Origin of the sequence: Flavobacterium humidisoli (genome assembly GCF_023272795.1) — a bacterium.
Lineage (GTDB): Bacteria > Bacteroidota > Bacteroidia > Flavobacteriales > Flavobacteriaceae > Flavobacterium > Flavobacterium humidisoli.
Map to the genome: position 1 here is coordinate 4297162 of NZ_CP096829.1, position 26591 is coordinate 4323752.

Consider the following 26591-nt stretch of genomic DNA (forward strand, 5'->3'; position numbering starts at 1 on the left):
CATGGATAATTAAAAGCCAATCTGCAAAATGCTTTTATAAATTTTTATAGTCTGGCAAAGTTGGTCTTGTACGTATTCCTTCGGCAATAATAGCCAGAACTCTTTCTTTTTCTGCTCCTTGCAATGGCAATCTCGGTGCACGAACATGTTCTGAACCAATTCCTGTGGCAACTTCAGCTAATTTGATATTCTGAACCAAAAATGAATTAATATCCAATTCTAATAAAGGCAAAAACCATCTGTAGATTTTCAAAGCTTCTTCGATTCTTCCTGCTTTTGCTAATTTGTAAATAGCTACTGTTTCTGCAGGAAAAGCACAACCCAATCCAGAAACCCAACCGTCTGAACCCATTAATAGACTTTCTAAAGCCAATGTGTCCACTCCCGATAATATTTTTAAACGGTCTCCAAAACGATTAATCATTCTAGTCACGTTAGAAATATCTCTTGTAGATTCTTTTACGGCCTGAATGTTATCGAATTTTAACAACTCTTCGAACATATCTAAAGTAACATCGATTTTATAATCGATAGGATTGTTATAAACCATGATAGGAAGTGTTGTATTCTTAGCTACTTCGCTGTAAAAAGCAACCGTTTCAAAATCTGATGCTTTATAACGCATTGGAGGCAGCATCATTAATCCTTTTGCTCCATCTTGTTCTGCTTTATTGGCCGCCAAGATGGCTCCTTTTGTAGTTTGCTCTGCAATATTCATAATTACAGGCACTTTATTTTCTGTAAGCGAAACAGTATGTTTTACTAATTCTCTTTTTTCTTCTTCTAAAAGTGTACTGGCTTCTCCTAAAGTGCCTCCTAAAATAATTCCTGAAACTCCAGCATCTAATTGCGCCTTCATATTAACTTCAAACATTTTGAAATCTAATTTATCATCTGCAGTAAATTTTGTAGTTACCGCTGGCATTACGCCATTCCATTGAATACTCATAATTTTAATTTTTTATATAAGCCAAAATTATCTAGAAACAATAGAGTTAGCCTTTCAAAAATTATCACAAAACAATACTATATTACCCTGTACAATGGCAAAACTTAAAAAACAGAGCATTATAGCATCATTTTTTTGATCAAATACAATATATTTGATAGTAACTAACTAACCACTATATGAAAGTTTTTCCATTTAAAATTCCAAAATCTGGAGAGGATCCCCTTATTTATCAAGAAGATATAGAAGTATCATTTTATGATAAATTGCATCAGCACGAAGAAATTCAGATTAGTTTTATCGAAAAAGGAGAAGGTGACGTTTTTGCTGGCGATACAATATCGCAATATCGTGAGGGCGATATACTCGTAATTGGAAGCAATTTGCCTCATGTTTTTAGAAGCGACGTTCAGGAAAATGAGGTGTCCGTAATGCTAACTTTATTCTTTACTTTCAATTCTTTTGGGAAAGATTTTTTTGAATTGTCTACTTTTCGAAATATCCAACCCCTTCTAGAAAGCACCAAGAATGGATTTATTATTCATAACGCACCCAAAAAAGTGGTCAAGTATTTTAAGAAACTTAAAAATGCTGATAGCTACACGCGCTTTATACTGTTTCTTGATATACTAAAATGGCTTTCAACATCAGAAACTACTCCGCTTTCTAATTATTTATACCAAAAGAAAATAACGGATAATGAAGGCAAAAGAATGCAGATCGTATTTGAGTATGTTATGACCAATTTCCATAAAAATATAACGCTCGATGAAATAGCTTCGATCGCTAGCATGACTAAAAATGCTTTTTGTCGGTATTTTAAAGTTCGTACCAACAAATCTTTTTTTCAATTTCTTATCGAAGTTCGTATTGAAAGAGCGGCAAAATTATTATCTCATAATGAAGAACTCTCCGTTTTGGAAATTGCAGAATTATGCGGTTTTAATAATATTTCCAATTTTAATCGAAAGTTTAAAGAACTAAAACAGATTTCTCCTTTGCAATACAGAAAGCTGAATTTGTAAAATTTGTTCTCGTTGTTCATACAGCTATTCTTAGACCTTTTTCTAATAATGTATCGACAATATATTTCGTTTTCTTATAAAGAATTAAGCATCCCGATTCTAAACGCGTCGAACTTGTCATTATAAACCGGACTACTCAAAATATAAAAAGTGGTACATTTTGATGATACAGCAAAACAATACTTTTGGCTAAAAATCATAAAGCATCAAAATAAAAAATGAACGGAAAAATAAGAAACGACTGGAGCAGAGAAGAAATTCAAGCGATCTACGATAAGCCTTTATTAGAATTAGTTTATGAGGCTGCAACTGTACACCGCAATTGGCATAAACCTTCAGAAATACAAGTTTGCACCTTGCTTTCTGTAAAAACAGGTGGCTGTCCTGAAGATTGTTCTTATTGCGGACAAGCAGCACGTTACCATACCGATATTAAAGTTCAAGCTTTATTGCCAACCGAAAAAGTATTAGAGCACGCACAAAAAGCAAAAGAGGGTGGCTCATCTCGTTTTTGTATGGCCGCCGCTTGGCGTGAAGTTCGTGATAACAAAGATTTTGACCGTGTTATTGAAATGGTAAAAGGCGTTAACGATCTTGGACTAGAAGTGTGCTGTACGCTAGGAATGCTTACCGAAGAACAAGCTATACGTCTGCAAGAAGCGGGTTTGTATGCTTATAATCATAATTTGGATACTTCTGAAAGTTATTATGACGAAATCATCAGTACACGTAAGTTTGATCAGCGTCTTGATACTATTAATAATGTCAGAAAAGCAGGAATCACAGTTTGCTCTGGTGGAATAATCGGTTTAGGAGAAACTCCTGCAGATCGCGTTTCTATGTTGGCAACTTTGGCTACTATGCCTGTTCATCCCGAATCTGTTCCTGTAAATGCCTTAGCGAGAGTAAAAGGAACTCCATTAGAAAACAACCCAAAAGTGCCTCTTTGGGATATGGTTCGAATGATCGCCACTGCGCGTATCATTATGCCCGCTGCTGTTGTCCGTTTAAGTGCTGGACGCATCGAAATGACCGAAGAAGAACAAGCTTGGTGTTTTATGGCTGGTGCCAATTCTATTTTTACAGGAGAACGCGAAACCTTATTGGTAACACCAAATCCAGGACTTTCCGAAGACATGCAAATGTTTCAAAATCTTGGACTTAAACCTTTGGTTAAAGAGAATAAAAGTAGCTGTTCGGTAATTTAAGGATTAATTTACTGGATCATATTAAAAAGAGACTTTAAAAGTCTCTTTTTTTATGTCTTCATTTAAAAAAAATAAAACTCTAATTTAAATATACCTCACAAACTCATCCCTTTTATCATAAGGAATATCATAATGAAGAGATTTTAAAATCATTGTATTCCAAGGTTCCCATTTATCGGCAAGTTCTGTATTTGTTACTTTATAATGTTCTAAAATTCCTTCGACAAAATAATCCTTAAGAGGCATATTTAAAATTCTTTCTTCTCCATCCTGAGTTAACTCTATTTTATATTCCAGTTCCTCTTTATCATTAATGTGGAAAGTGAATATACCGCTGTCCCAAGAACTCAAATATTCTAAATCACCATCATCATCATATTCTGTGGGCACAAGGTCATTATCTTTTTCATATTCAAATATCATAGACATCATACGATAATTTACCCATTGGTAGAAAACCTCAGCGTAATCAAGTAAATCTTGTTTTGCTATATCGTTTTCCCATTTATATGTACTCAGGTAGTCTCCGTTATTTTGAATTTCAAATATGGCAACATTAAATTGATCACTTGTTTCAATTCTATCTTTGAAAATTTCATAAATAGAACGCTCGTACGCAAACAATTCTCTCCCATCTAAGGTTGTTTCTTTCCTACCGTCATTACAAGAATAATAAACTCCTATATTATAACTTCCTCCCAGCGTAAAAGTGAACTTTATTTCTAATATATTATAAGAGAATTCTCTATAGTATTCGTAAAAAGCTTTTACTGCATCTTGTTCTTTCATTTTTAAATCTAGATTAAATACTGACAAACCATTCCGTGTTTTACAAAGTCAGGTAAACTATCATTGGTAAAGATATCAACTTCAAAATATTCTTTGCAAGTCATTTTCAAAAACATTTTAAATCTTTATTGGTAATTTTACCAAATCAGAATTTTAAACAAAAAATGTACAAAAAAGCCCTTCCGCCCTTAATTGACCATTCTACAATTATTCTAATTATGGGAACTATGGCTGGAGAACAGTCTATTGCCAAGCAACAATATTATGCAAACAGAGGAAATCTATTCTGGAAGATTCTGTTTAGTATTTTTGAGGAAGAATTTAGCGCTTCTTATGAAGATCGAAAGGCATTAGTAAAAAAATATAACATTGGTCTTTGGAATGTTTTACAAAGCTGTAAAAGAGAAGGAAGTCGCGATGCCTCTATTACAGAAGAAACGATTAATGATTTTGAAAGCTTGCATAAGCAGTATCCTAATATAAAATATGTCTTTTTTGAAAGTAAAGCTGCTGCGAAGTATTTCCAAAAACATACAGCTCCGCAAGAAGGAGTCACTTATATAACTCTGCCATCAACTAGTGGATTAAATGCAGGTTTAACGAAAGAGGAAAAAATAGCACAATGGAAAAATATATCTCAAATAGCACTTTCAAAATAGATTAAAAAGTAGTTACCTGTTTCTCATAATATAGAAAAGTATTTCTTCTTCCAATTCTCTAGAAAGATTTTCAAACTTCATCTTACGACGATAATTTTTCTCACTTCTATCCTTATAAAGCTCAGTTTTAGCTGTACTTGCACAGTAGGCATCACATATTACTTTAAATTTTTGATCGAGAATATACAATTCTTTCATGGAATCAAAATACGCTGCAAATTTAACATTGTACAATTCGTCAGGAATAGCGGCCATAGGTCTAGTTGTATTTAAATTAATACTTTATTCTACCTTATAAGTTCATTACATTATCAGTTAAAATCAGCTTTTATTTTGCAGGGAGAAAACTGAATTGAAACAATACTTAAAGTTAAAATGAAAAATTTTAATCTTTCTGTTTGAACCTCTTGAAATGGTTTCAGATTATAATCTGAAACCAGAAATAGTAAAATGAACCTTGAACCGTTAAAATGAAACAATGGTAAAATCCAGTATTTTTTACATCATACACCTATAAATGTACCTCATCATCACTAGAAATTCAGCAATAGCGACGCTTTGCTGCCCTTATCAAAAAGATTCTTCTAGCCTTATAACAAACTTTTTATAATTCAGATCGATTAAGAATGCTTCAGATATTTTTGAAAGGCCTTTTTGCAGATTTTTTGGAACTTAAAGTCATAAAATTGTTAATTAACACAAATAGATACAAAAACACGTAATAGTACTTATAGTAATATTCCTATATATTAAATAAATTTACATCCCTTTAATTTACAAGCCACAAATCATCAAAATATCTATTCTATTTTATTAAATCAAGTTATTAATGTTGGTGGGAGATTTGAGTTTATGCATTGACTAAACTCGATCTGATGGTTAGAGCCGTTTATAACGACGAAAATGTTATTATCTATTTTTCATTTCATATGCAATATTAGAAATTAGTACTGCATACAAAAAGCAATAAACTACCCCAAAAATGCTCGAAAAAAAATCTATAGTAATTGGATGTGACGATGTCACGATACTGACTATGATATTAAATGCTATATCAATAGTATCTTCTTATACATTTTCTACCGTTTCTGTATCGACAGGATTAGATGTTAAAAATGCAATAAACTCTTTAAATCCCGATTTAGTGATTTTAGGTTTCAAACAAAACCAGCTCGTTTTAAATGATACCAATTTCAATTCTGACAAAAGAAATATTCCGATTTTATACTTGACTCAAAATTATGAATGCGAGTCATTATGCTGGTCAAAACAAAACATTGTTTTTACTTATCCATACAATCAGATTAAGAATACCGATTTTTTAATTTATCGAATTCAATCTATCTTTCTTCTCAAAAAAACAGAACCGCAAGTCAAACCAGCAGCGTCGTTTGCAGAAGCAGCTTTTCAGAAGAACAATTCCGACAAATTAAGCCATTATGTTATGGAATTGGATCAAAAGGTTGAAGTGCTTTTAAAAATAAAAGAACGCATATCTTACCTTTATCCAAACGTAGACGATGCTACTAGAATTGAACTAATGTCTATTGTAAATTCGATAAAGACAGTCGCGAACGATAATAAACTGTGGGACGATTTTAAAATCTATTTTGAACAATCAAATCCAAATTTTCTTCTGGCTCTTGCCAAAAAACATCCTTCTTTAAGTTCTCGAGATTTAAAATACTGCTGCTATATTAAAATGAACATGAGCAACAATGACATTACCAATCTTCTTGGCATCAATCAAGAAAGTGTTCGAACTCATAAATATCGTCTAAAAAAGAAACTAACGCTTAAAAAAGAAGATGATATCATTTCGTACTTAAGAACAGTTTCGTAAATTTTCTCTTCTCTTATTTATCTTCTACAATTGTAATGCTTATTCTATTATAGTATTACAAAAGATAGTTTTATGCGATCAATTTTATGATTTTCTTCATTTGTATCACACTCTTTTTAATTTTCTATAAAACATTTTAATCAGCACCTTTTTTAAAGGTTGCTTTTTCTATACTACTAAAACTTTTTTCTAAATTTTAGAGGTTTATGCCTCTATTTGAGACAAAGCGTAGACAAAGTTTTTTCTGTCTATATTTTGTCTACAAAAATGCAAAACATCTTTTGTCTCTGTCTATGAAAAGTATATTGCTAAATCTTCGTACAAATCTAATTGTCAGTTACTTTTACAAATATTAATAGCCAATTGATGCGCTATTGCATTAAATTAATTTAAGAGTTAAATACGATGATACATCAATCACTTCAATTTACGAATAAATTATTGGGACAGTTTTTAAAAAATCGTTTTGCTTTAACTGAAGACAAAACCGTTGTGAACTATCTTATTGAACCAAGTGGTACTTTACCTAAAGTAAACCAAAACAAAGTCGTTTTATCTCTAATAAATATTGAAAAAGAAACCAACCAGCCTTTTTACATTAGAAACCAGAAATTAGAAACTGGAAACTATTCTAATTTCAATCCGACAGAAAGATACAACATTGACTTATTGATTAGTAGCAATTTTGACGATTACACCGAATCTCTAAAATTTCTAGATGCCATAATCGCCTTCTTTCAGATTAACAATTATATCGATGCATCGTCCTCCTCTTCTATTCCAGATGGCTTAAGCCGATTAGAATTTGAATACGAAAAGATCTCATACCATCAAATGCACAGTTTGTGGACAGCAATGGCAGCAAAATATCAGCCCTCTATTATTTACAAAATGAAGCTGATAAAAGTTCAGAGTCATGAAATTATGGAAATCATACCTTCTGTAAAAAACACAAATAACACCATTTCCAAATGATACAGAGCAATTACATAAAAACCTTTGGTATTGCTGCCTATCATACTTTTTTTGATAGCGGAAAATGTAATTGTCTTCACTTTGTTCCCAATCATAATACGAATACGATATTCAAAAAATTTGGCTTTAAAATGAATCTTGTTTCAAATGGATTCAATTTATATTCGAATACAAAATCATCATTATCATCCTTATTAAATTATATATCACAAACAACACAGCAAAACTATTTTGAGTTTGATATAAAATGCACGAATCCTAATTTTATTCTCTTTACTACATTACCCATTAATTGGATTGGAGCGGTTACTTACTCCAGTCAAGATCCTAAAAATCTCAGCAATAAGGGTAAAATAGTCCTTAACCAAACTTTAGAAAATAAATCTGTATCGACTCATTTTGGTCATTTAAAAATTTATTTTGAAGATATATTAAAAGAACAACTTTCTGGTGATGCTGCTCTTTTTGAAATCAATTTTACTGCAAGAGCCACACAATGGCAATATTATTTCATTAATAAAAATGCAGTGCAGTTAAGCAATCCTTCGATTACAGAAAAGGAAAACATACAATTTGACGGACCACAAAATGTAACGATCCAAACTGGAGAATCAGCATTATTGTTTACTTCAAACAAAACCTATATCACGCTCAGCGAAAAGCCTAAATATAAATTTGATTTAATAAGCAATTCATCATCTTCAAATCAAAACAATGCCAAGCCCAAAGTAATTATAAAAGGACTGCCTAATCCAGATGTCTCTAGAATAGGAATAATCGAGAATAGCGACCCAAATCATGTCGCATCGCCAATGTATATCTATTTATAAAAAACTATTAAAAATGAACATTAAAAACTAAAATCAATGAATTTATCTACCATTCAAACTCCTGGTGTTTACATTCAAGAACTAAATGCTTTTCCCAATTCTGTTGTTGGAGTAGCTACCGCTATACCAGCATTTATCGGGTACACACCACAGGCCTCTTACGAAGGAAAATCGTATACGAATGTGCCAGTAAAAATCACATCTTTTGCTGATTTTCAGGCTTTTTTCTGTTTGCCAGATCCACCTGCTCCTGCAAGTCCATCTAAACAGTACAAACCTGAATACTACTTGGTAGCAGAAAAAAGTCAACCTTTAAAAGGAGACTACATGCTAATTGCAGGAACCTATTACTCCATAGTTCCAGATCCGAACACTGTTTATTATTTATACAATAGCGTGAGGCTTTTTTACGAAAATGGCGGTGGAGATGCTTACATTGTTTCTGTTGGTTCTTATGGGCCTGGATCACAAAAACCAGGAACACCGGGAATTCCAGTTGTAAATCCAAATGTGCAATTGAATGATTTGACTAAGGGGCTATCTCTATTGCTAAACGAGCAGGAACCAACCATGTATATTTGCCCAGAAGCCACCTTATTGAGCGTAGAAAACAACGGAACCTTAATGCAATCTATGCTGCTTCAGGCTACGCAAATGCAAACTGCAATGTGCTTATTTGACATTATTGGCGGTGATGCTCCAGATCCTATTTTGTATACAGAAGACATTACAAACTTCAGAATGAACACAGGTTCTGTTGGATTAAACTACGGAATGGCATATTACCCGTTTATAGGAACTACGATAATGCAAAATTCTGATATTGATTACACTAATTTATTTGGTGGAGATGTAAAACAACTAGAAGCCGTTCTTAATCCGCCTAGTGCTCCTAATCCAGCCGTTGCAACTATTATTGCCAATATCCAAAATCCATCAAGCACTTTGACTGTAACGCAAAATCACAATGCGCTGCTTATTGCAAGTCAGACTTATTCCTTAATGATAAAACACATTGTGGCAGATGCTAATATTCTTCCTCCAAGCGGTGCAATGGCAGGAGTTATTACAACGGTTGACAATGCTGTTGGTCCGTGGGAAGCTCCTGCTAATACTTCTATTGTAGGCGCGGCATCATTGCCAATTTCGATTTCTGAAAGTCAGCAAGCCAATTTAAACGTTGATGCTGTTTCGGGTAAATCTATCAATGCAATTAGAACATTTAACGGTTTAGGAATTTTAATCTGGGGATCCAGAACATTAGACGGAAACAGTCAAGATTGGAGATATATTCCAGTGCGCAGAACTATGATATTCTTGGAGCAATCTTGTAAACTGGCTGCTCAAGCTTACGTTTTCCAGCCTAATGATAAAAATACTTGGGAAGCTGTAATTTCTATGATCAGCAGTTTTCTTAGTTCGATCTGGAAACAAGGAGGTTTACAGGGAGCCAGTGCTTCTGATGCCTTTTCTGTAGCCTGCGGATTGGGTTCTACAATGACAGCAGATGATCTTTTAAATGGTTTTATGAATGTAACAGTAAAAGTTGCAGTTGTTCATCCGGCTGAATTCATTGTCTTGACATTTCAACAGCAAATGGCAACTTCTAGTTAATCAAATAAATACTCATTTAAGTAAATTTTTAATTTAAATATAAAATAATATGGCAACAGATGACGGAAGCGCACAAGGCGCAACATGGCCCATGCCAAAGTTTAGATTCGAAGTAGATCTTGGAACAGAATTAACAAAAGTAGCTTTTCAGGAAGTTACCGGAATGGATGTCGAAAATCAAATTATAGAATATCGCAAAAGCAACAGTCCGCTTTTTTCTGTGGAGAAAATGCCTGGAATTACTAAATACGGAAACGTAACTATGAAGCGTGGCATTTTTGTGAATGATAATACTTTTTGGGATTGGCATCAGCAAGTCGTAATGAATACGATTAAAAGAAGAACTGTTCTGATAAAATTATTGGACGAAAAAGGCGGCGTAACCATGCAATGGACTCTAAACAATGCTTGGCCAACCAAAATTACGAGCACCGATTTGAAGTCAGACGGTAACGAAGTTGCAGTAGACACGATAGAAATTGCACACGAACAACTGATCATCAAAAATGGCGGTAAGTAACGATTATCCCGTTAGCTTTTATTTTACACTTTCATTTGCAGGTGTAGATGCGGCTTTCAAAGAGGTATCTGGAATTTCTAAAGAATTAAGCGTAGAAGAAATTGTTTGCGGGGGCGAAAATAGATTTAAATATCGCCTCCCAACCATTTCTAGCAGTCAAAACTTAGTGCTTAAAAGAGCCATGGTACCCGCAGGATCTCAATTGGTCAATTGGTGTGCCAATTGCATCGATCAAGGATTATCAAACCCAATACAGCCCAAAAATGTGATCTTAAAACTGCTTAATGCTTCGGGAGTAGTCTGCATGCAATGGACGTTTAATAATGCCTATCCTGTAAAATATGCCGTTTCTGACTTAAACTCTCAGGAAAGCAATATTGCGATAGAATCTATTGAGCTCGCATACACCTATTTTGACATTTCTAAGGATACCAAATTTGATAAACTTTTTACCTAAATCATTATGCCAATCGAAATAAGAGAACTGGTCATTAAAACAGAAATCGTAACAAATAACACTAAAAATTCGGCACTAACCAAGGAAAGAGAAATGTCTATTTTAAGAAAACAGCTGCTGGAAGAATGTAAAAGATTAATTGCAGAGAAAAATCAGGAGAATAGCTATAAACGTTAAACCGCTCCTGATAGCAATCGGAATAAAGGATTAGAAAAAATTTAAACTCAGAATAATAAACAAATGGCAAGTTTAGAATTAATGAAAATTACGGGATATACAGACGAAGAATTTCAGAATAAATTCTCTGGAAATCCCTATGCCTTCATGATTAATCCTGATAATATCAAAATACAGAAAAGCATCGAATACAACGAACAGCAAGCTCCAGCAACAAGTTCGGCTTCTCAAAAGTACAAAAGCACTCCAAGCGATAAACTGAGTTTTGAAATGGTAATAGACTGTACCGGAATCATAGATGCCAAACGTACTGATATGTCTAAAGAAATAACCGCTTTAGAAACGATTATTTATACTTATAACGGTAAAATACATCGTCCTAATTTTGTAAAAGTGCAATGGGGACAGAATATTACCTTCAACGGAGTTCTCGATTCTATTGACATCTCCTACACCCTTTTTAAACCAGACGGAAGTCCGCTTAGAGCTAAGATATCGTTATCATTCAGTCGTTATATTTCGCCTAAAACGGTAACCAGAACAGATGCTCCAGAATCTCCAGACCTTACCCATATTGTAAGCGTTTCTGAAGGAATGTCTCTACCGCAATTGTGCCAGAAAATCTGGAATGACGATTCCTTTTACATACAAGTTGCAGAACATAATAAACTTAACAAATTCAGAAACCTTAAGGGTATCGACAAATTAATTTTTCCACCCATAATCCCTTCAATCTAATGAGTGCATCAACCGAAATAAAAAGTGGCGGAATCGCAACATTTGCAGTTAAAGTTAACGGATCGGCAATAGCCGATGAACTTAGCGTGCTTTCTGTTCACATCGAAAAAAAAATAAACCGAATTGCATCTGCAAAAATCATCATCCTAGACGGAGAACCTAACACGGGTAAATTTGATGCCAGCTCCTCTTCTACTTTTGTGCCTGGCGCAACAATTAGCATAGAAGCTGGATATGACAATAATAATACTGTTATTTTTTCTGGCTTAATCATGAGCCAGACCATTCGCATTGATAATTTGGTAGGATCCGCTTTAGAAATTGAATGTCGTGATAATGCCATAAAAATGATTGTAGGCAGAAAAAGTCTCACCTTTTCTAAACAGAAAGACAGCGACATCATATCTTCTATAATTGGAAGCTATTCAGGATTAAGCTCAGATGTTACTGCCACAAGTACCGTTTGGCCAGAACAAGTGCAATTTTATGCTACCGATTGGGATTATATTTTGGCTCTCGCCGAGGCAAATGGACTAATTGTAAGCACCATAAACGGAAAAATTTCAGTATTTCCTCCAGATAAAAATACAACATCTGTGCTTACGGTAACTTATGGTGATAACCTTCTTGAATTTAATGCCAAATTAAATGCCGTTACACAATTAGGAAATGTAGCTGCAAATAGCTGGGATTTTAAAACTCAAGCGATTGTAAATGGTAATGCAGCGCCAAATGTTAGTGGAGCTGGAAATTTGACCACAAAAAAATTATCTGAAGCTATTGGACTCTCGACTTATCAATTGCAGACCTCTGCACCGCTAGAAAGTGCTGATTTAACCAATTGGTCTAAAGCACAAATTATTAAAAGCGAATATGCTAAAATAATGGGCGAAGCTAAATTTCAAGGAACAAATTTAATTGATCCTGGAAAGTACATGACTTTCGCCGGTCTTGGAGATCGTTTTAATGGCGATTACCTCATTGGCGGAGTTGTACATGATTTGTCTCAAGGAAATTGGGTTTCAGAAGTTACACTTGGACTTTCTCCATTTTGGTTTACCGAAGAACCAGATGTTATGGCACCACCCGCTTCTGGACTTATTCCTGGTGCAAAAGGGCTTTTTAATGCCACCGTAAAAAAGATGGATGAAGATCCCGATTCTCAATACCGAGTTTTAGTCGATGTCCCTTTATTAGATCCAAAAGGTGAAGGAATCTGGGCAAGGCTAACCAATTTCTATTCAACAAACGGAGCAGGAGCTTTCTTTATGCCCGAAGTTGGAGATGAAGTCATTTTGGGTTTTATAAATGAAGATCCACGTTATCCCATAATTCTTGGAAGTGTCTATAGTAGTACAAACAAAAAACCTTTTACAGGTTTAAATCCAAATGAAAAAAATTCGGTAAAAGCCATAGTTTCTAAATCGGGAATTTCGGTACAGTTTAATGATGAGAACAAAGTCTGGACTGTTGCAACTCCTAATAAAAACACGATTATTATTAGTGATAAAGACAAGAAAATTACGATTCAGGACGAAAACAATAATAGCATTGTAATGTCAAACAGCGGTATTGATTTATCGAGTCAGAAAAACATCAATATCTCAGCCAATCAAAATGTCACCATCAAAGGAAATCAAGGCGTTAACATACAGTCAAGCGGCGGAGATGTCTCAATAAAAGGTCTCAACATCAAAGAAAATGCAGATATGCAATATAGCGCTCAAGGTGGTCAAATGGCACAAGTCTCAGGAGGAATGCAATTGACACTGAAAGGTGCAATGGTAATGATTAATTGATTGTAAGATTTGAGAAAATAGATGAAAGAAAATAGATGAAAGAAAATAGATGAAAGAAAATAGATGAAAGAGAATAGACGCAAGAGGCGCTACTCACGATTAAACGAATCAAGAGTAAGAAGATTAAACAAATAAACAATTAACCCATTAAACAAAAAAAATATGCCACCAGCAGCAAGACTTACAGATTTTCATCAATGTCCGTTGGTTACTCCGGGAGTGCCACCAATTCCGCATGTAGGAGGACCAATAGTTGGGCCAGGCGCACCAACAGTTTTAATAGCAGGATTACCAGCTGCCAGAGTTGGCGACATGCTGGTTTGTGTAGGACCTCCAGATTCTATTGTAAAAGGATCTGCAACGGTTATGATATGCGGCATGCCCGCTGCAAGAATGGGAGATTCAACCGCTCATGGAGGATCAATTGTTCTTGGAGCATTTAATGTGATGATCGGTGGATAATTCAGCACATAATGACACTGCTTTTTTAGGTTCAGGATGGGCGTTTCCTGTTTCATTCTCTGCTGATAATCATCAGCTGAATTTGTCTGCTAATGAAACCAACATTAACGAATCGATCAATGTCATTCTAAACACACGCAAAGGTGAGCGTACGCTTGAAGCCGAATTCGGTTCTGGAATACAGCAATTTATGTTTAAAAAAATTGATAGTACGCTTAAAGGCGAAATTATAGAAACGATCAAGTTTGCTTTATTAAAATATGAACCAAGAATATTGGTTCAAGACGTTAGAGTTGCCTCAACAGATATCGTAAACGGAACAATAGAAATACTGATTAGCTACATCTATTCTAAAACCAATACAAGACACAATTATGTGTTCCCATTTTATTTAAAAGAAGGAACCAACTTAGATCGAAAAAAATGATTTTAATTGATCAAAATAGCGCTATAAATTCTCTCAACGAAGCACTCGTTCCAAATCCGTATTTAATAGACGGAAGAACCGAGCAGGATTGGCTGTACTTTTTGACAGAATTTAGCAAATTGATCAATTTCTATAATGACAGTAATACTATAGAAGGAAACTGGAGTCCGTTTTTGCTGAAAGATCCTGTTTTTCTTATGGCTTACATTTCGAAAACAAATTGCAAAAAACTGTTCGCAGATTATAAAAATGGCTGTTTAGAAATTCAAAGATTGCTTGAAAACAAAAACAGCATCATATCCAACACGCGAGCTTTAAACAACTTGTTTGATCGCATTACGGCTATTTATCAAATTATAGAACGCTGGACGCATCATATGCAAAACAACAGTGAGATATACGATCTCAAAACGTATATGCTGCAAGAAGTAAAAAACAGATTAAGCATTGATTTTTGGGCTATTCAATCTTATAGACAATATCTGTACAGGCTATCTGTCCCAAATTTAATTCTCTCTTCGGTTCCTTTTGATGAATTTAAATCTTTTGATAAGAATATCTGGTATGCCAATAAAGATAAAATCCCTTTTTGGCAGGTTTTTGGTTTTGAAAAAGAACATCCCATTTTGGATGAATTAAAGCCTGTGCTAAAAATAAGCTTGGATATTCTAACCACAATTGGCGATAAATTATTTCAGTTTTTAGAAACTATAATTCATCACGCAGCAAAAGAATTCCAGAAATTAAACCTCAAAAAAGGGCATTTTCCAGATACTGTTTTGTTGCGCTCTTTTGTCAATATTCTCAAAATTCAGCAAGATCAATTAAACAGACTTTCTGAGAAGCATCTTGATTTTTATTATAAAAATATCCTGAAACAAACCAAATTGCCAGCAGTTGCAGATCACGCATTTTTATGTGCAACACTAACAAAGCCTACATCCATTTATACTTTGCCTGCGGGAACTTTATTTAATGCGGGATTGGATACCCAAAAGAACCCTATTTTGTTTGCTTCTAAAAAAAATGTCAATCTAAATCCAGCCACAATTGCAAGTGTCCATAAGCTTTCGTATCAGGATAAAAACAATGCATCTTACAATTTACAAACCATTGTAAAACCAACCGAAATTCAATTAGATCCCGAAAATAAAGCCATTAGTTGGGAGACTTTTGGTTCAGACGACGATTCTCTAAATCCTTCTTTAATTGGAATTGCATTTGCTTCGCCAATGCTACTATTGCGTGAAGGCACAAGAACCCTAACATTAACATTCGAATTTGATTCTCCGATAGATTTAAAAATTCTTCAAGAAGCAAGTTATTTTTTGAGCACACAAAATGATTGGCTGCAACTGAATTTGGCTCCTTCCAATTTTACAATAGATGCTACGAAACAAAACGCAATTACAATTGCTATAACCCTTAATCCAACTGTCACTGCGATCGAACCGTTTCTGGTTAATCCAGACGGATTAAAAAGCGATTGGCCTATGATGAAAATTTTGTTTCAAAATGTTTCTAATCCGGAGAATCCTCCTAAAGTCACTTCGATCACTATTGCCTTAAAAGTAGAAGGAGTCAAAACCTTTCAATTGTATAATGATTATGGGGAATTAAGCACTAAAAACCCCTTCCCTCCTTTTGGACCAATTCCGTTGGTTAATGCCAATTTTATCATCGGAAATAATGAAATCTTGAGCAAACCTTTGGACAGTTTCACGATACAAATAGATTGGGATAAAAGACCAGCCAATTTTGAAATTTATTATAAAGAATATAGTGATTATCTGCATCCACCAAAAAAAGGGGACAATTCGGTTATAAAAGCGTATCGAATCGCTTTTCCTCGTAAACAGCAAGATATTGCGTTCGTTAGAGAATTCTCCAATGCCAATTTTATGGTATGCTTCAACATTATGCAAGACAAATCATGGGAAGGTATTAAAATGACTAAAATTGTGAGAACCAAAGAAGACCAAGTTTTCATACCGACTGATGAAGTTCCGCAACCACTTAATTTATTTGACACTTTGTCTGTAGTTCCTGCTGATAATATTCTTAGCACCTCTAACAGTGATTATACATATTCTAAATCCGTTTCAACTAAAACTGATGACAAAGCATGGAAGCCTAATCCAAACATTCAAAAAGAGCCTTTAAAATATTCTGAAGAAAGCACATCAGGATTCATAAAAATGACTTTAAACAGTCCACAATATGGTTTTGGTTCCGAATTGTATGCCAATGTTGTAGCTAGCGTCGCGTTGCAAAACGGCTATAAAATTGCAAAGTCACAAGATGATTTTATTCCGGCACCCAATGTTCCGTTTGTTCCAAAAATACAGACCTTTTCTGCTCAATATGATGCAAGCGTAACCTACAATCTTGATGGCACAGCGGGAGATTATCCTTTTCAATATTTTATTTATGCTCCATTTTCAAACTATACCGTTTTTGATAGTGAAACGGCCGACAAAACCGAAACCCATGTATTCAATACCGAAATCATTGGCAGTTCTGAAAGCGATGCAACAAAAGGTTTTCCGCTTTATCCGTCTTTTGACCATAACGGAGCCTTGTTTATAGAACTCGATAATTTGATTTGCAACAGTACTTTAAACCTTTATTTTGAATTGGCTAGAAATTCAACCGCACTTACCGATCAAAATGAGATTATGTATTATTATTTAAACAATTCGGGCTGGAAAAATATAAAACCATTATCGGATCAAACCAGCCAATTTAGATGTTCTGGAATTGTAGAAATTCCGATTCCTGCAGATTGCAATAACAATAGCAGTATAATGCCTGGAAACAAAAACTGGATTTCTATTGCGGCTGCTGGCAACCTCAAATCATTTTCTAAAACCACCTTCATGCAGACCAACGGTTTTAGTGTGCAAAGAACAGGAACGACGTTTCTAACCGATACGCAAAGTCCGCAAATTGACGCCAATGCCATTACTAAACCCGAAATTAAGATTCCAGAAATAGGAACTATAATACAGCCTTTTGCTTCTTTTGGAGGAAAAGCAGCCGAAGACAAAACCGATCGAAATAAAAGAGTAAGCAATAGCATAAAAACCAAAAATAGAGCCAGCACAGCATCCGATTATTATACGCTCATTGCCGAAAAGTTTGATACCGTCTATTACTCAAAAGCAGTGACTGAAGAAAGCAATAACATCACAAATGTTTATTTGGTAAAAAAAATAGCATCTGATAGCGATTCAAATGCATTTACTCCTTTGGTAACAAATGCTCTTGAAATTGAGGTTCAAAAGTTTTTAAGCGCCAATTCATCGCCATTTATAAATCTAAAAGTTTCCAATTTTGATCTAGAATACGTCTGCATTAACATCACCATTCAAGTCGATCCAAATTACCAGATCACATTGGTAAAAAAGAATATAAATCTTGCTCTAAAAAAGTACTTATCGCCTTGGATTACGAACTGTCCTTCTGAAATAGAAATTGGCAAACCGCTTACAGACGCCAAAGTGAAAACATTTGTTCAAAACATAAAAGGAGTTCTTACGGTAGAGAAAGTAAGCTTTTCGAGCTATAACATCGATCCTAATACAGGCTTGCCAACTGTTTTAAAAAGTGAAGAAGAAAACTTAATGCCTAACAATTCAATGACGCTTTTCGTTTCGGCACCCAATCATAATATTTCATAACCAAATAGAAATGGATACTCATAATCAAATAACAAAAATTCAGCTTCCGCCACATCAGGACTTTAACTTCCTGAAAGACGAAGCTATTGATTATATCCAAAATCATATTGGTAATGAATGGACCAATTTTAACCCGAGCGATCCTGGAATGACAATTCTAGATCAGGTTTGTTATGCAATGACCGAATTAGGCTATTGCACCGATTTTTCGATTCCAGATATTTTAACCGATTCTACTGGAAAAATGGAAATCGAAAATCAGTTTTATATGCCTTATAAAATTCTGACTACGGCGCCATACACCATTAACGATTACAAAAAATACATTATAGACGGTATCGAAGACGTTTACAATGTTGTAATCGCACCTTACAAGGATAACCTTTTGCCATTTAGCAGAGTTTACCAAATTTATCTTTATATCAATCCAGATATCACAGATGATGTTAAATGTAATAACATTTGCAAATCAGTCTATTATTACCTTAATCAAAGTCGCAATATTGGAGAACTCTTTAATATGCCAATTGCATTGCAACAGCAAAATTGCTGGATTGGCGGAAATATAGAACTCGAAAAAAGTGCAGATGAACATGCTGTATTATTAGAACTTCAAAATAAAATTCGCAATTATATATTTCCGAAAATAGATCAGGTCAATTACGATACTATGAAAGAAGACGGATATGATGCTGCTACAATATATGATGGCCCGTATCTTAAAAACGGTTGGATTTCTGACGATTCTTTAGCAGATAAAAAAGATTCTATAAAAGCTATCGATTTAATTCCTGTAATGGAGTCTGTAACCGGTGTCATTTCGGTTTCGGGAATCCAGCTTTATCAGAATACCAATACTGTTCAAGCATTGCAATCAACCGAAAGTCAATTATTGTTTATTGATATTACACATTCTTACAAAGAGAAAAAACTAACACTAAACGCTAACGGAAAGGAAATAGTCGCAGATGCCTTTGTTCCGTTGCAAATGAATATTGGTAAATATCAAGACAATGTAACGAGCTTAAACAACAAACCGACCATAAAACTGCCCAAAAGCAGTTTTAGAGACATCAATAGTTATTACTCCATTCAAAATACATTTCCGCAGCAATATGGCATTGGCGACGATAAAATCGAAGACGATTCTTTACCCGTTCAAGTGGCACAATCGCGTCAGTTAAAAGGCTATTTAACTTTATTTGATCAGGTTTTAGCCAATCAGTTTTCGCAATTAGCCAATGTTCCCAAACTATTTTCTTTCACTAATTCGGTATGCGGAGCGCCGTCAGATAACGAATCCTTTTATGCACTAAAAGATAAATACGAAACAAAGCATTTAGAATATCCTGTTCCGTACAAAATGTTTTCTCCGAGCTATTTCTATCAATCTTTGTATACTATTCCTCATATCAAACCTTTATTGAAAAATAATGCCATTTTTGAATACAGTAATGGGGGCGAAACTAAAAAGGAATTGAAAGAAAAAAGCTGGCGAGAATATCAGCAAGATCCTTATAATGCCTACATCTTTGGTATGATGAAAATCATGGAAGAAGAAGATGTTAACTTCGAAAGACGAAACAAAATACTAGATCATTTGCTTGCTCGACACGGCGAATCGCCAAAAGTAATTGATGCTATAATTCATGATACCATCTATACTGGAAACAAGAAAAAAGATCAGATTATTTTAAAGAGTTTGTATTTGCAAAATCTTGATTTATTATCGTACAACCGTTTTAAAGGCTATAATATTCTAACGGCTTCAAAAATGAATCAAAACACAGATGCTCATTTGCTAAACATTAAAAAAGAGCTTTTTGACGCTATTAGCGAAAACACGTCTGATTTTGTTTTTCTATCTAATACAATCAATAAAAAAGAAAAACTAAGCAAAACAGATTTCAATAATTTTTCTGGTTTAGAATTAAAACTGAATTTACTTTTCGGATTAAAAAATATATACACCAATTTTATTACAACGCAATTTGAAGCTTCAAAAAATTCTATAGAAGATCAATTGAACGGCAATAAAACAATACAAAAAATACATTGGCTTAATGAAAATAGAAAAGGTGTCTTTTTTATTGAAACCTCTATTCTTTTAAGTCAATTAAAATATAATCTTGAAATTGTAAAACAAAGTGATAATTCTTTCTATCAGATACAAAATACAGATTTCCAAACTATTGCCAATATAAATTATCTTTTAAACACGACAAGCCAAACTGTTTTGGATTCTCAGCTTTTAAAAGGTCAGTTGGAATTTTCTAATGAAAAATATTCTTTTAATACTGATAACTCTCAAAATGCAACAGCTACAGAGTATACAAAAAGTAAATTCTCTGATTACTCATTTCGTATTACCGTTTCTTCTGGAAACGGAACCATTACAATCAACGATGCGCTTTTTAAGAAAAATACGATTTTGTTATTTCCAGATTTTATTCCTGAATTACAAACTCCTCAATTCGAGAGACGTTTAGAACAGTTTCTTGCGGTTAGTCTTCCGACAAATATAAAATGTGAGTGCCTGTTTGTTAATTTTCAGGAACTTGAAAGTTTTACATCGAATTACTATAGCCTCCATGAAAGTTTACGCTTCAAAAATACGCTGGATGCACACCACACTGAAAAAGAAATATGTTCAAATCCGGAGCAGTACGCTGTGAATTTAATCCATAGTCTAACCTCAATTTTAGAAACAAAAAATGGAAGAAATAAATAGCCATATTGTATCGAGTCTAAAATGGGACACCACTTTTGACCAAAAGAAAGAAGCTTACAGACTTCAGGAGCGTTTAAGTGCTTGGAGCAAAATTTCGTTGCCTAGAGAAGTTACTTCTATTTTTGACGAATTATGCCCGCAAGAACAAAGTTGGCGAATTGAATTGCTTGAACTTGATCTTGGTTCCTGCGATTATGGTGATCTCGAATTTGATCTTAGCCGAAAAATACGAAATTTATTAAAAGAAAAAATAGCCGAATTAATTCTGTATCAAAACAATCAAAAGCAAAACGGAATTGCGGTTTACAATAAAGAAAAATCAATTCTAGAAAATCTTACGGTCTTTTTGCTAGAAGGCTATTTACCATGGAATTATCAAAGCAAAGAAGGTTCTGTAAACCACATTATGGCAGAACTGCTTCAGAATAATCTAGCTGAGGTTATTGCGATTATTAAAAAAACGGGAATGTCTCATGAGGAAGTGAGAAAACGAATTGCATGGCAGTTTGACGAAAAAAACATCACTAAAATAATCGCCGCACTTGAACCTAACAATAGTAGTGCTATTATCGAATTTAGCGCAACAATGGTTAATATCCAGGTCAAGGAAACGATTATCCAAACGAGTACGGCAAGTTTCAAAAAGAATCTATGGTTCTTTATTCTAAACTTTTTACTGCTCGAACGCGGAACTCTTTTTAATAAACTCGCTTTCATGAAAAGCAGTATTCTGCAAATGGCCAATCATTACAATATTGCTTACACTGAACTTATTATTCTAATCGAAAATACGATTGTAAAACTCTCTGATAAAACGTCGCAGAACAACGATTTTATTGCTTGCCTTACAATACTAACGCAGGAATATGAAACGCAAAAAAGCGAGAATTACAAGTTTGAAACGGCTACCAATTATTGGAGCCTATTAGAGCAATTATTAAACAATAAAGCCAATAGAAGGTTTAAAACCGACAAAGACAATTTAAACGAATTGATAATGGTATTGAATAGCGAGAATAAAACAAAATTTAATGCGCTACTCCAGCCCATTTTTAAGGATGAAAGTTTGCTTGTTTCGCTGCTTATGGATTTAAATGAAACTTCGATAAAAATACTGTATTCAAAACTGGATACTACTCCATCGCAGCTTCATACCGAATCTATCATTTATCTAAAACAATTGAGCCAGACTTTTAAACTAAAAACAAACCATAAGGCTTTATGGCAAATTGGAATTCTATTTCTTATTCAGAATAAAAATACCGACAATGCTTCTTTTCTGCTATTTTGCATTAAAGAATTAAGCAAAAAAAATAATCTGAGCCATGAGCATTTATTGGCCATGTTTACTAATGCTAAAATTCCTGCAACGATAAAAAGCAATAATGCTGCGGTTATTTTCTCCAATCTTAATGCTATCTATTGCAAGGAAATAAGCCGCAATAATTCTAATTATCCTGCTGTTCATTTCAAAAATCTTGTAGTTAAGCTAGAACTTGAATTGCAGAAAAACAGTACCAAAAGTGTCTTTTTTATTGACTTGCAAAGATCGCTGGCTAAAACTATTTTACTGCATCCTAAAATGGCTTTTGAGGCCATGCTTTCATACGGAAATAAAGAGATTCTTAAGAAAATACTTCCGCTGGTTTTGAATCGAGAAATGCTTCAATTATTGATAAAAACAGCTAATTACAAAAAAACAAAACTGGTGCAAACGATGCAGGTTGTCTACGAGTTTTTGAATGAAAAAGATAAATATGATTTTCCTGAAGAATTAATGACCGACGATTTATTGCTTCTCGGAATGCAGGAAATATTGTTTCATCCAGAGCATAACTCCTCTTTGTTTCTGGAAAGCATTATTGTGCAGTTATCCAAAAAAGTGACAGAAACCAAGCGTAATGATTATTTTCAGTTTATCGCAAAATTAATTCAGTCCAAACGGATTAAATCTTTTGGAGTTGCTATTAAAAAGACATTTTTAAACCAGTTAAAAAACACAAAATCAATTGATACCGTTTCGCTTGCATTGCTTATTCAAAATTCATCAAAGGAGGATCAGCACGAATTAGCGCGATTATTGAGTGCTAATTTTAATGATGCAGGATTTGTTTTACTCCGAAAACAAGATAGAAAAGAAAGCGAAAACATATTGCTATATTTCTTGACAAACGGAGTTGCGCTGAAAAAAAACTGGATTCAGAAAACTTCTTCTGTCCTAATTCGAAATATAAAATCGGTTTCGGAAACTAAAATTATTGCTGCATTAAATGAACTTTTCTGGAACACGATTTTAAAATATTCTGTTTACAAAGGCAATGAAGTTTTATTTGAGAAACTGCTTCAGAAAGAACTCAAATTGTATTTAAAAAAGAATCTGGCAAAGGAAAAAATAAAGCCTCAAAGCGAAACCAAATCCTCTGAATATGCCAATTTAGAGTCAGATTTTATGCCTTTTTTAGAAAATAATGAAATTTCTGACTATATAGTTTCTAGTGAGACTGTAGAATCAATTAGCACAGATTTGCTGTTTGAAATGGAAAGTTTACCTGAGAAAGAGAAATACAAATGGATTTCATCAATCCTGATAGAAAGGCAAATTCCATCTGCTTTCAGCATTTCTAAAACCATACAGATTAAAGATATTCTGAATGCCGTTTTGGTAAAAGAGCCAAAGATTTTCTTTAGAATAATAAAAAAAGAATTTATTCCTGAAGCCCAAATAGATTGGCTTTGTCGCACTATTAACTTTCATCATTTATGCAATGCGGTTAGTCAATTGGATAAAAACAAGGAATTGTCTTTACGGATTTTGGAAAAATTCAATCATGTATTGGGCAATGTCAAAATAAAAGGATTGGCAGCTAAAGAAATGCAGCATCTCTTATTGCGAAAACTCTTAAAGGCTGTCACCAACGATAATTGGAGACTTATTGCGATTGACAAAATCTGGAATGAATTAATCTGGGAAGTTGTAACCAAAAAAGGAATTTCAAAAAAAAGCTTTTTGGCAGATATGGAAAAATACATCTATCAATTTCCACCCGCTTTACAGCTTGGTTTCAAAGAAATTCTAAGAGCCGAAAAGCAAACCTCAACTGTCTTAAAACAAACTGAAATAGTATCGAAAATGGAACATAATAAAACTAAAGAAAACCCAAAAAACAGCCCTAAACAAGGAATTCCTGTTAGAAACGCAGGAATTGTACTCTTAAACGATTATATCGCGATGCTGTTTGAACGATTGAGTCTAACTTCTGAACGTAAATTTATAAGCAACGAACATCAAGTTAGAGCTGTACAATATTTGCAGTATCTGATTACAGGAATGCAGGAAACCGAAGAGGTTTATTTGCCTCTAAACAAAGTTTTGTGCGGTTTGCCTTTAACCGATACTGTCCCTGATTATATTGAGATCTCTGATCAAGAAAAACAATTAATAAACGGTTTGATACAAGCAGCGATTTCGCATTGGCCAGAAATTGGAGATTGCTCCGTAGACGGTTTTCGCGGCAACTGGCTTGTACGCGACGGAATTCTGGTAGAACTGGAAGATAAATGGGAACTTACGGTAGAGAAAAGGGCTTATGATATATTGATTAACAGATCTCCTTTTGCCTTTTCGATTATGAAGTACCATTGGATGGATAAGCCTTTGCATGTCATTTGGCCTTATTAAAAAAGTATTCTTAAAACCAATTATCCAAAAACAAGAACCTTGAATACAATATTGAAATATAAATTAATCAACTAAAAGAACTATTATGAACAGTTACAATGAAAATCTGCATTCTAGTGTATTGTCTTCATTAGAAAGTCAGGAAATGACCAAAAAACAATTGAGTTCACAATTGAGCACTTCAATGTTTACTCTTTATTATGCTGAAGGAGCTGAGATTGTTGCGCAGGAAAAACTCGATGCAACAGCAAAATTGTACAAAGAACAACAACACATCAATAATGTTGTTGTTACGAATAAGAATATGGCAGACAATTTATTACTATCGGCCAATCAGCAAAAAACGTATGTAACACAAGCCGTTACCAATATGGCGGTTTGCGCTTCCAATATACAAATTGCTTCAAATTCTATTGTCCGTTTGGCTAGCGATATAGGAAGTATTTACAGTATTGTAAATGCTGCCGATTATGGAACTCAAATTTATCAGCAAACGCTTGAAGCTTATAATCTAATTAATAAAACGGCTTATAATGCAGAACTAACTTCGCAATATGCTATGGAAGCTACAGCATCGATTTCTGAAGTTTCTACATCGGTTGTGGCAGATGGAGCTAAGCTAACCAACTCTTCTGTAAACAATTTATTGCAGGTAACAACTTCAGACTTAACGGCAACTACCGCAGTACTAACAGTAGATAACGATACGAGAGCGAAAGCAAGTATTGCTACAAGAGCTGCAGAAGGAGCCATAAAATGTTGTGAGGTAGAATATAACGCTTCGAAGAAAGCATATACTTATAACAACGAACAATTTAATCAGAGTTTGATTGTTGAGGTTCCTAAAAATTTTGATCCATCGGTAGGCAGTTTTACCGTTTCATTTGATTCTTACAAAAGTCCTTTTACTCCTGAAGATAGAGATCCTGCAACTCAAAATAAAGGATTAGCAAATCCAATCTTAAGCTACAATATCATTTTGGTAAAAGACAGCAAGAAATCATTCTTTAATGCTTCTACGGCCGAAGATTTGGTGGGCAATCAAGATCAATGCAAAAGTATTCCTGCTACTCAAAAACCAGATGATAAAGGAAAATACCGCGCAACTATAGCTTATAAATCTTTGAGAGATGCAGATAATGATCCTCTAGTGCTTGGTGAAAATTATGTTGCTTTTCTTTTAATAATGTTTACTGAAGCGTACAAGAAAGAAATCAATACGTTTGATGAATATCTTTCTGCACCTTCTGAAATATTTTCGTTAGCCTACACTTTAAAAAGTGCGAAAGATATTGCCACTTCTAGAAACCATTCTGAAGATTTATCTAAAGTTACTTTTAATGTTGAAAAAGAAGAATTAAAATCAAGTGAAATTGATTACAGATGTTTCTTCTTGCCTTACACCGATAATCTTTCTACAAATGAGGATTTGCAGACTTTGGAGTCCAAAATTGAAACCATGGAGCTAGATGAAGAAATTAAAACTGTCGATGCAGAGATTAAAGCACTTACCGAAGAGATAGAGATCTTAAATAGTTCTGCGCAAGCAAATGCCGAAGCCGCTAAAAACAGTAAAGATCCTGATCAAGACAAACAGAGAAACAATAGTCTGAAAAGTGCATTGGCTGAAGCCAAAGAGAAATTACGCATTGCAAAAGCACAATTGACAGATTTGAACGCTAAACTGAAAGAAGTTAAAGAGAAATCTCCTAAACCAGTTAAAAACACTAACGCCTTTTTCTTCAATTTAAATTTAGCAGAAAACATTCCGGCAGGAAACTTTACAAGTGCCAAACATAAAACAACTTCAAATCAAGAATTTGAAGTGCATATTGACGGCACCACTACCGATAATTTTGGAAATCCGTTAATTGAAGATAAAAATTACATTCCTGTTATTTTGTCTTATTACAAAGGTAGCGAGATTTTAAAAACCAGATATAAAAACAGTCTTTCTGATTGGCAAAACACACCGCCAATACCTTATTCTACAAAACCTAAATCTGAAATCACAAACTAATTAACA

At 34.1% G+C, this 26591-nt stretch carries 21 protein-coding genes; 18 read left to right on the forward strand and 3 right to left on the reverse strand.

Annotation, left to right across the window (positions count from 1 at the left end; all coding sequences use genetic code 11):
- Positions 1–34: 34 nt before the first annotated feature.
- A complete protein-coding gene (locus M0M44_RS18545; RefSeq protein ID WP_248727024.1) occupies positions 35–949 on the reverse strand; it encodes a dihydrodipicolinate synthase family protein in 915 nt (304 codons plus the stop codon).
- A gap of 179 nt (positions 950–1128) precedes the next feature.
- On the opposite strand from M0M44_RS18545, the gene M0M44_RS18550 reads away from it, so the two are divergent.
- Both M0M44_RS18550 and bioB read left to right on the forward strand, forming a co-directional pair.
- Positions 1129–1974 (forward strand): AraC family transcriptional regulator, encoded by an 846-nt coding sequence (locus tag M0M44_RS18550; protein WP_248727025.1) that lies wholly within the window; start codon positions 1129–1131, stop codon positions 1972–1974.
- A gap of 218 nt (positions 1975–2192) precedes the next feature.
- On the forward strand, positions 2193–3182 hold the full coding sequence (gene bioB, locus M0M44_RS18555; RefSeq protein WP_248727026.1) for a biotin synthase BioB: 990 nt from the start codon (positions 2193–2195) through the stop codon (positions 3180–3182).
- Positions 3183–3266: 84 nt separating this feature from the next.
- Here the strand turns inward: bioB and M0M44_RS18560 are convergent, their stop codons facing one another.
- Positions 3267–3971: a hypothetical protein gene (locus M0M44_RS18560; protein WP_248727027.1), complete on the reverse strand. Its 705-nt coding sequence runs from the start codon at positions 3969–3971 to the stop codon at positions 3267–3269.
- A gap of 164 nt (positions 3972–4135) precedes the next feature.
- On the opposite strand from M0M44_RS18560, the gene M0M44_RS18565 reads away from it, so the two are divergent.
- Complete coding sequence (locus tag M0M44_RS18565) at positions 4136–4630, forward strand: DNA-deoxyinosine glycosylase (protein WP_248727028.1); 495 nt, start codon at positions 4136–4138, stop codon at positions 4628–4630.
- Positions 4631–4642: 12 nt separating this feature from the next.
- Here M0M44_RS18565 and M0M44_RS18570 read toward each other — a convergent pair whose 3' ends face one another.
- Positions 4643–4885 (reverse strand): hypothetical protein, encoded by a 243-nt coding sequence (locus M0M44_RS18570; protein ID WP_095930117.1) that lies wholly within the window; start codon positions 4883–4885, stop codon positions 4643–4645.
- Between the two features lie 727 nt (positions 4886–5612).
- Here M0M44_RS18570 and M0M44_RS18575 point away from each other — a divergent pair.
- The 15 genes from M0M44_RS18575 to M0M44_RS18645 all read left to right on the forward strand — a co-directional run bounded on the left by M0M44_RS18575 (position 5613) and on the right by M0M44_RS18645 (position 26585).
- A complete protein-coding gene (locus M0M44_RS18575; RefSeq protein ID WP_248727029.1) occupies positions 5613–6473 on the forward strand; it encodes a helix-turn-helix transcriptional regulator in 861 nt (286 codons plus the stop codon).
- A gap of 405 nt (positions 6474–6878) precedes the next feature.
- Positions 6879–7448 (forward strand): Pvc16 family protein, encoded by a 570-nt coding sequence (locus tag M0M44_RS18580; protein WP_248727030.1) that lies wholly within the window; start codon positions 6879–6881, stop codon positions 7446–7448.
- The gene (locus M0M44_RS18585; protein ID WP_248727031.1) at positions 7445–8278 is read left to right on the forward strand and encodes a hypothetical protein; all 834 of its coding nucleotides are present in this window, start codon (positions 7445–7447) and stop codon (positions 8276–8278) included. Before M0M44_RS18580 ends, M0M44_RS18585 begins: the two co-directional genes overlap by 4 nt.
- 36 nt (positions 8279–8314) lie before the next feature.
- The gene (locus M0M44_RS18590) at positions 8315–9892 is read left to right on the forward strand and encodes a phage tail sheath family protein (protein ID WP_248727032.1); all 1578 of its coding nucleotides are present in this window, start codon (positions 8315–8317) and stop codon (positions 9890–9892) included.
- 49 nt (positions 9893–9941) lie between these two features.
- Positions 9942–10412: a phage tail protein gene (locus tag M0M44_RS18595; protein ID WP_095930122.1), complete on the forward strand. Its 471-nt coding sequence runs from the start codon at positions 9942–9944 to the stop codon at positions 10410–10412.
- The gene (locus tag M0M44_RS18600) at positions 10399–10869 is read left to right on the forward strand and encodes a phage tail protein (protein ID WP_248727033.1); all 471 of its coding nucleotides are present in this window, start codon (positions 10399–10401) and stop codon (positions 10867–10869) included. The genes M0M44_RS18595 and M0M44_RS18600 overlap by 14 nt, the downstream gene beginning before the upstream one ends.
- A 6-nt stretch (positions 10870–10875) precedes the next feature.
- On the forward strand, positions 10876–11046 hold the full coding sequence (locus M0M44_RS18605) for a DUF5908 family protein (RefSeq protein ID WP_172426911.1): 171 nt from the start codon (positions 10876–10878) through the stop codon (positions 11044–11046).
- Between the two features lie 63 nt (positions 11047–11109).
- Positions 11110–11784, forward strand: a complete 675-nt coding sequence (locus M0M44_RS18610) for a CIS tube protein (RefSeq protein WP_248727034.1) — start codon at positions 11110–11112, stop codon at positions 11782–11784.
- A complete protein-coding gene (gene vgrG / locus M0M44_RS18615) occupies positions 11784–13583 on the forward strand; it encodes a type VI secretion system tip protein VgrG (RefSeq protein WP_248727035.1) in 1800 nt (599 codons plus the stop codon). Before M0M44_RS18610 ends, vgrG begins: the two co-directional genes overlap by 1 nt.
- Before the next feature lie 162 nt (positions 13584–13745).
- A complete protein-coding gene (locus M0M44_RS18620; RefSeq protein WP_248727036.1) occupies positions 13746–14045 on the forward strand; it encodes a PAAR domain-containing protein in 300 nt (99 codons plus the stop codon).
- Positions 14038–14472: a GPW/gp25 family protein gene (locus M0M44_RS18625; RefSeq protein WP_248727037.1), complete on the forward strand. Its 435-nt coding sequence runs from the start codon at positions 14038–14040 to the stop codon at positions 14470–14472. Before M0M44_RS18620 ends, M0M44_RS18625 begins: the two co-directional genes overlap by 8 nt.
- Positions 14469–18155 (forward strand): hypothetical protein, encoded by a 3687-nt coding sequence (locus M0M44_RS18630; RefSeq protein ID WP_248727038.1) that lies wholly within the window; start codon positions 14469–14471, stop codon positions 18153–18155. The genes M0M44_RS18625 and M0M44_RS18630 overlap by 4 nt, the downstream gene beginning before the upstream one ends.
- Before the next feature lie 10 nt (positions 18156–18165).
- The gene (locus M0M44_RS18635) at positions 18166–20886 is read left to right on the forward strand and encodes a hypothetical protein (protein WP_248727039.1); all 2721 of its coding nucleotides are present in this window, start codon (positions 18166–18168) and stop codon (positions 20884–20886) included.
- Positions 20870–24565 carry a contractile injection system tape measure protein gene (locus M0M44_RS18640; RefSeq protein WP_248727040.1) on the forward strand — a complete coding sequence of 1232 codons (3696 nt, stop codon included), beginning with the start codon at positions 20870–20872 and terminating at the stop codon, positions 24563–24565. The genes M0M44_RS18635 and M0M44_RS18640 overlap by 17 nt, the downstream gene beginning before the upstream one ends.
- Before the next feature lie 85 nt (positions 24566–24650).
- On the forward strand, positions 24651–26585 hold the full coding sequence (locus M0M44_RS18645) for a hypothetical protein (RefSeq protein WP_248727041.1): 1935 nt from the start codon (positions 24651–24653) through the stop codon (positions 26583–26585).
- Positions 26586–26591: the final 6 nt, after the last annotated feature.